5 protein-coding genes and 1 pseudogene are annotated in these 6,231 nt (G+C 41.7%); 4 read left to right on the top strand and 2 right to left on the bottom strand.

The window, feature by feature from the left end; all coding sequences use genetic code 11:
- Positions 1 to 144 precede the first annotated feature (144 nt).
- The 3 genes from AACQ79_RS07585 to AACQ79_RS07575 all read left to right on the top strand — a co-directional run bounded on the left by AACQ79_RS07585 (position 145) and on the right by AACQ79_RS07575 (position 4,303).
- Positions 145 to 870, top strand: coding sequence for a DUF4393 domain-containing protein (locus AACQ79_RS07585; RefSeq protein WP_170899758.1), 726 nt, complete (start codon positions 145 to 147; stop codon positions 868 to 870).
- Between the two features lie 2,217 nt (positions 871 to 3,087).
- Positions 3,088 to 3,642 carry a sugar O-acetyltransferase gene (locus tag AACQ79_RS07580; RefSeq protein ID WP_088733351.1) on the top strand — a complete coding sequence of 185 codons (555 nt, stop codon included), beginning with the start codon at positions 3,088 to 3,090 and terminating at the stop codon, positions 3,640 to 3,642.
- Positions 3,643 to 3,805: 163 nt separating this feature from the next.
- Entirely contained in the window at positions 3,806 to 4,303 is a 498-nt protein-coding gene (locus AACQ79_RS07575) for a GNAT family N-acetyltransferase (protein ID WP_170899757.1), read from the top strand.
- 131 nt (positions 4,304 to 4,434) lie between these two features.
- On the opposite strand, the pseudogene AACQ79_RS07570 reads toward AACQ79_RS07575, so the two are convergent.
- Both AACQ79_RS07570 and AACQ79_RS07565 read right to left on the bottom strand, forming a co-directional pair.
- Positions 4,435 to 4,721: pseudogene (locus AACQ79_RS07570) on the bottom strand (type II toxin-antitoxin system RelE/ParE family toxin).
- Positions 4,714 to 4,935 carry a TA system antitoxin ParD family protein gene (locus AACQ79_RS07565; protein WP_017044326.1) on the bottom strand — a complete coding sequence of 74 codons (222 nt, stop codon included), beginning with the start codon at positions 4,933 to 4,935 and terminating at the stop codon, positions 4,714 to 4,716. The pseudogene AACQ79_RS07570 and the gene AACQ79_RS07565 overlap by 8 nt, the downstream one beginning before the upstream one ends.
- Before the next feature lie 291 nt (positions 4,936 to 5,226).
- Here AACQ79_RS07565 and AACQ79_RS07560 point away from each other — a divergent pair, with 291 nt between their 5' ends.
- On the top strand, positions 5,227 to 5,919 hold the full coding sequence (locus AACQ79_RS07560) for a pseudouridine synthase (RefSeq protein WP_170899756.1): 693 nt from the start codon (positions 5,227 to 5,229) through the stop codon (positions 5,917 to 5,919).
- Positions 5,920 to 6,231: the final 312 nt, after the last annotated feature.

Below are 6,231 nucleotides of genomic sequence, written 5' to 3'. Positions count from 1 at the left end.
TACACCTAACAAACGGCTCAAGAGGGATTGCCAACGCGTGGCGACTTTAGTGCAAAATTGAAGTTCAGTGTTTACAGTGTGTTTTTTAAGTTCGGCTATGCGTTGTCAACCCCTTAGCCGGGCGTTATGTTTTAAGGAGTAAAAATGGGCTGGTTAGAAGATATAGGTAAATCATTACCAATAGAAAAAATTTATGACGACTTAGCTAGCGGAGCAGTTAGTGAGGTTGGGGATTTAGCAAAAAATACTGTAAAAGCAGCAAGATGCGTTCTTGCTCCTATAGATTATTTAGCTACTCAACAAGATCGTTTTCAACGTTATCTGCAACGTGTAAATGATAAAGTTCCAGAAGATCAACAAGTTAATGCTCACCCACAAATTGCTGGTCCAGTAATGGATAATCTAAAATTTGTTGAAGAAGAAAGCGTCATCACAGAAATGTTCTTAAATCTATTAGCTCGCGCAATCGATCAAGAACGAGTTAATGAAGCTCATCCCGCGTTTGCAAATATTATAAGTCAACTATCACCTGATGAAGCTAAGATATTGTATTATTTTGAAAGAAAGAAATATGTATTAAAACAAAGCTCGACGTTTTATCCAAGTTCAAATACCTTTGGTCCAAGAAAAACAATTAGCAACGACTTTCCTGTCGAACGTCTTATGTATCCACAGAATTACTTTATGTACTTAGATCACTTACACAGCCTTAATCTTGCTGGTATTTGGCAGCGAGGGAATCAAGAGCCTACATTTGCAGGTGGTCGGCAAAATGGTGTCACAATTACAAGTGAAACTCAGCTGACTCTATTTGGCGAATTGTTTATCAAGGCCTGCATTCCCGAAGATATTGAAATATATGAAAAATAGTTAGCACAAACATAACAAACGCTTCAAGAGGGATTTCCAACGCGCAGCATTTTCATTATGCGTTGATTTCAGTGGTTACAGTGTCATGCGGAGGCTTGGTAGTAGCGTTGTCAGCCCCTTAAGCGGGCGTTAGGCAAGGTGAGTTTTTATCAGCTAAATCGAGTTTGAATTGAACGGTAAATGCCATGTTTTGTGGCTTAATTTAAGCAATAAATAATCATCACATATTTGTTGTTTCTTGATCGCGTTGGGTTGCTTTTCGTTGTGAGTTTAGCGGCAAAATAACCTTCAGCATCCAAACGTCCGCCGAGCATGCTACGCTCGTCACTTTTCTTCCAAATCGCTCAATTTGAGTTTTTTGTTTCTTTGCTGAGTTGGCATTTTGGTTTATAAATGAATCGGTTAGCTAGTTTTAAGTTTACAAAAAAGCTTGTTCTTTGGTTTTTAAAGTGTCGTTGTCAATCAGTTGGCCTAACAAACGGCTCAAGAGGGATTGCCAACGCGTGGCGACTTTAGTGCAAAATTGAAGTTCAGTGTTTACGGTGTGTTTTTTTGAGTTCGGCTATGCGTTGTCAACCCCTTAGCCGAGCGTTATGCGACAAGGCAAAATTTTTAGGTTTCTTCAAATTAGCTCTCTTTAGCAATTCGTTTTTCGGTGTCGGCAAATCAGCATTGTCGGCTCAAATTCTTGAATCACTCAAACCGTAAAACATGCCAAAGTTCGTGAAATTGCCTCATTGAAAATCGTATTTGGTCGTGGCAAGTTTTTCGGTCACAAAGTGTGGAAAGGGCAAGCTTACGGAAAGTCGGTATTTGCTGAAATCCTGGCTCGTTGAGTTTTTCGCAGGCAAAAGCTAATTCTTCGCTGTAAATCAGCGTTCCGCACTTGTGTCGCCCTTTTTATCAAATGTTGAATCCGTTGGTTCTTGAATCACAAAAAGTTATCTGCGTGTTTGTGCTTTTGCGTGTTTAAGGTAATGTTTTCATCAGCCAATTTAGCATTGCCGAAACTTCGCATAACAAACAATTCAAGCAGATTCGCAACGCGTGGCAGTTTTGGTTTGCGGTGAGTTTTGTGTTTACGGCGCAATGCGGCAGCTTTTGTAGTGCGTTGCTCACTACTTAATTGGGCGTTATGCAACTCAGGTAAATTTAGGGGTTCAATCTTTTGGATTTCTCCGGCCATTCGTTTTGTGTTGTCGGCAAATAAACATTTTTACCTTCAAATTCATGGTGAACTCAAGCCGTAAAACAGGCAAATTTCTTTGTTTGCCTCAATGAGTTTTAGAGTTGGCGCGTTGTAAATTCAGTGGGCACAAAGTGTGGAAAGGGTAAGTTTATCGAGCATTTTGTACTTGCTGAAGTTTTCGCTCGTTGAGTTTTCCTGACACAAAAGCTTGGTTTGGTGCTGAGCTGAAAGGTGGACTTTGTTTTGGCGGCTCATTTATCACAGTTCTTGCTTGGGTTGATTCTTGAATCACTCAACCATTGCAATTGTGGCTTTTGGTCGTGTAAATTCTGTTTATCTTATTGAATTTGCATAACAAACGGCTCAAGAGGGATTGCCAACGCGTGGCGACTTTAGTGCAAAATTGAAGTTCAGGGTTTACAGTGTGTTTTTTGAGTTCGGTGGTGCGTCGTCAACCCCTTAGCCGGGCGTTATGCAACTCAGGTAAATTTAGGGGCTCAATCTTTTGTGATTTCTCCGGCCATTCGTTTGGTGTTGTCGGCAAATGAGCATTTTTACCCTCAAATTCGTGGTTAACTTAAACCGTAAAACAGACAAGGTTCTTTGTTTGCCTCAATCAGTTTTAGCGTTGGCGCGTTGTAAATTAAGTGGGCGCAAAGTGTGGAAAGGCCAAGTTAATCGAGCATTCTGCACTTGCTGAAAGCCTTGCTTGTTGAGTTTGTCCCATTCAAAAGCTTGGTTTGTCGCTGAAAGGTGAACTTTGTTTTGGCGGCTTATTTATCAAGGCTCTGGCTTGGGTTGATTCTTGAATCACTCAACCATTGCAATCGTGGCTTTTGGTTGTGTAAAGTCAGTTTATCTCATTGAATTTGCATAACAAACGGCTCAAGAGGGATTGCCAACGCGTGGCGGCTTTAGTGCAAAATTGAAGTTCAGCGTTTACAGGGTGTTTTTTGAGTTCGGTGGTGCGTTGTCAACCCCTTAGCCGGGCGTTATGAGCAGCATTAAAATTTAGAACTGAGTTATATATGACAGAAAGAGAAAAAATGCTCTCTGGTGAGTATTACGATCCGAGTGACGCTGAGCTCGTCAAGTTGCGTCTTGAGGCTCGTTTACTCACAGAGAAGCTAAATCAAACTAGTGTAAGTTGCCCAGATAAAAGAGCAGAGATAGTCAAATCCTTGTTGGGTTCTACAGGAAATAGCATTCACATTGAATCGACTTTCAACTGCGATTACGGGCTGAATATACACGTTGGTGAGAATTTCTATGCCAATTTTGGCTGTGTCATTTTGGACGTAGCGGAAGTTCGTATTGGTGAAAACTGTTTTATAGCACCACAGGTCGGAATCTATACGGCAACTCATCCAATCGATCCGATTCAGAGAAATAGTGGGTTAGAGTTTGCAAAGCCAATCAGAATAGGTAACAACTGTTGGATTGGTGGTCATGCAACGATCAACCCTGGAGTGACGTTAGGTGACAATGTTGTTGTTGCCTCGGGAGCCGTTGTGACAAAAAGCTTTGGTAGCAATGTTGTCATTGGTGGCAACCCAGCACGAGTGTTAAAAGCAATCGAGTAACCTTTAGCTAGCTGCTCATAACAAACGCTTCAAGAGGGACAGCCAACGCGTGGCATTTTTACTATGCGTTGGTTTTTGTGGTTACGGTGTTATGCGGAAAGTTGGTAGTAGCGTTGGCTGCCCCTTAAGCGGGCGTTATGCATTTTTTAGGAGAAGAGGAACTATGGTTGTTGAAGTCAGGCGAGCAGAGCCATCAGATGCTAAAGCGATAAAAGGAGTTTATGAGTGCCCAAATGCCTACACCGGCACATTACAACTTCCGCTTCCATCCTCCGATATGTGGGAAAAACGTTTCCAGACTATTCCAGATCATGTTTATGCATATGTGGCACTAGTGGACGGTGAAGTAGTAGGTAATTTGGGCTTTGAGCTATGTACCAATCCGAGACGACGTCACGTAGGTACATTCGGTATGGGCGTTAAAGACGATGCTCAAGGTTTAGGTGTTGGTAGTGCTTTACTGAAAACGGTTATCGATTTAGCGGATAACTGGCTGAATTTGAAACGAATCGAATTGACGGTCTATGTGGACAACGAACGAGCGATCAATTTGTACAAGAAGTTCGGTTTTGAAATTGAAGGTGAGTCGAAAGCTTATGCGTTCAGAAATGGTAGCTACGTTGACGTTTACCATATGGCTCGCGTTTTGGCACATGCATAACAAACGCTTCAAGAGGGACTTCCAACGCGTGGCATTTTTACTGTGCGTTGGTTTTTGTGGTTACGGTATTATGCGGAAACTTGGTAGCAGCGTTGTCAGCCCCTTAAGCGGGCGTTATGATTCACCCGGATTCAGTAAAACATCTTGATATCTCGGTAAAAATTTTCATGCGTGCCTAGGGCGATAAGTTCAAGAGTTACCGTCCCATCTTGATAGCTGTAGCCAAGAAGAGTTGCTTAACCATTTTGAATTTATAAACACGGAGAAAGGACAAATCTCCTTTTTTCTGCTCGCCTAAAAGCGGATCCTCGATAAGTGCTTTGACCGCATTGTCGAGATCCACTTTCTGATTTTGGTGGAGTTTTTTAACGGTTTTTTTGAATGATGGTGTTTGAAGAACCTGTGTAATATTAGCCAAAGTTGTATGCCTCAAGTTTACCGGCTTCTTTTTCAGCTTTAGCTATAATGGCTTGCCGAACAAATTCATAAGGTAAATCTGGGTTATCTTCCATCATTTCCCCAATTTTAGCCCAGTGTTCAATTTGTTTTGGTGTAGTGCGATTCAATGCTTTAGCCATGATAGCGGCTTTATCTACGAGGTCTTGATCAAGGCGTATGCTAGCGGTAGACATAATGTGCTCCTTCATTTAAAGTTTTAATAATTGTAGCGTGGCGCTACGAAGGTAGCAAGATGAATCATAACAAACGGCTCAAGAGGGATTGTCAACGCGTGGCGACTTTAGCGCAAAATTGAAGTTCAATGTTTACAGTGTGTTTTTTGAGTTCGGCGGTGCGTTGTCAACCCCTTAGCCGGGCGTTATACAAAAGCTTAAATTCACTTCTTTCTCAGTGAATGATTGCTAGTTTGCACTGAGCAAGTGTAATGTTCGGCTCCTCTTTAGTTTACTCTGAATGTGATTGATATGCGTCTTGATAGATTTGTATGTAAAAGTACCCAGCTAACAAAAATTGAAGCTATCCAGCGAATCAATTCTAGTGAGGTTAGTGTTAATGGCGATATAGTAACGGATGAAATGGCTCAAGTTCATGAAAATAACTCAATAATATTGCTGAGTGGCTCTAAGTTAGAGGCTCGTAGTTTTCGTTATATTATCATGCATAAACCTGCGGGGACTATTTGCTCAAATATTGATGAGTTCTACCCATCTCTGTTCAATCTCTTAAATGTTAATAACATTTCTGAACTTCACATAGTAGGCCGCTTAGATGCCGACACTACGGGTATGGTGTTGATTACTGACGATGGACGGTGGTCATTTAATATTACAATGCCAACGAGAGAATGCAGTAAAGTTTATCGTGTGGGTTTATCTCGCGCGATTGCAGACGATGTTGCAACAAAGTTCAAAGAAGGTATTCAGTTGCAAGGTGAGCAGCAATTGACACGACCAGCCATCTTAGATGTCATCAATCCTAAAGAGGTACGTTTAACGATCACTGAGGGTAAGTTCCATCAGATAAAACGGATGTTTTCTGCTGTTGGTAATCGTGTAGTTTCACTCCACCGTGAGGCTATTGGATCAGTGAATCTTGATGTCGAGGTCGGAAAGTGGCGCTACTTGACTGATTGCGAAGTACAATCCTTTGCCAAGTAAGTGCATGGGTTAATTTGTGTATAACAAACGGCTCAAGAGGGATTGCCAACGCATGGCGACTTTGGTGCAAAATTGAAGTTCAGTGTTTAAGTGTGTTTTTTGAGTTCGGCTGTGCGTTGTCAACCCCTTAGCCGGGCGTTATGCAACTCAGGTAAATTTAGGAGTTCAATCTTTTGGGATTTCTCCGGCCATTCGTTTGGTGTTGTCGGCAAATGAGCATGTTTACCCTCAAATTCGTGGTTAACTTAAACCGTAAAACAGGCAAGGTTCTTTGTTTGCCTCAATCAGTTTTTGCGCTGGTTTATTGTGAAT

It is taken from the genome of Vibrio sp. 3-2(1), assembly GCF_963887575.1.
GTDB lineage: Bacteria > Pseudomonadota > Gammaproteobacteria > Enterobacterales > Vibrionaceae > Vibrio > Vibrio anguillarum.
The sequence above is the reverse complement of the archived record's forward strand: the minus strand, read 5'-3'. Positions and strand labels throughout refer to the sequence as shown.

What these genes read in the sequence shown, in the direction of transcription:
- AACQ79_RS07585 (WP_170899758.1), top strand. Translation starts at nt 145, where the DNA reads ATGGGCTGGTTAGAAGATATAGGTAAATCATTACCAATAGAAAAAATT.
- AACQ79_RS07580 (WP_088733351.1), top strand. Translation starts at nt 3,088, where the DNA reads ATGACAGAAAGAGAAAAAATGCTCTCTGGTGAGTATTACGATCCGAGT.
- AACQ79_RS07575 (WP_170899757.1), top strand. Translation starts at nt 3,806, where the DNA reads ATGGTTGTTGAAGTCAGGCGAGCAGAGCCATCAGATGCTAAAGCGATA.
- AACQ79_RS07565 (WP_017044326.1), bottom strand. Translation starts at nt 4,935, where the DNA reads ATGTCTACCGCTAGCATACGCCTTGATCAAGACCTCGTAGATAAAGCC.
- AACQ79_RS07560 (WP_170899756.1), top strand. Translation starts at nt 5,227, where the DNA reads ATGCGTCTTGATAGATTTGTATGTAAAAGTACCCAGCTAACAAAAATT.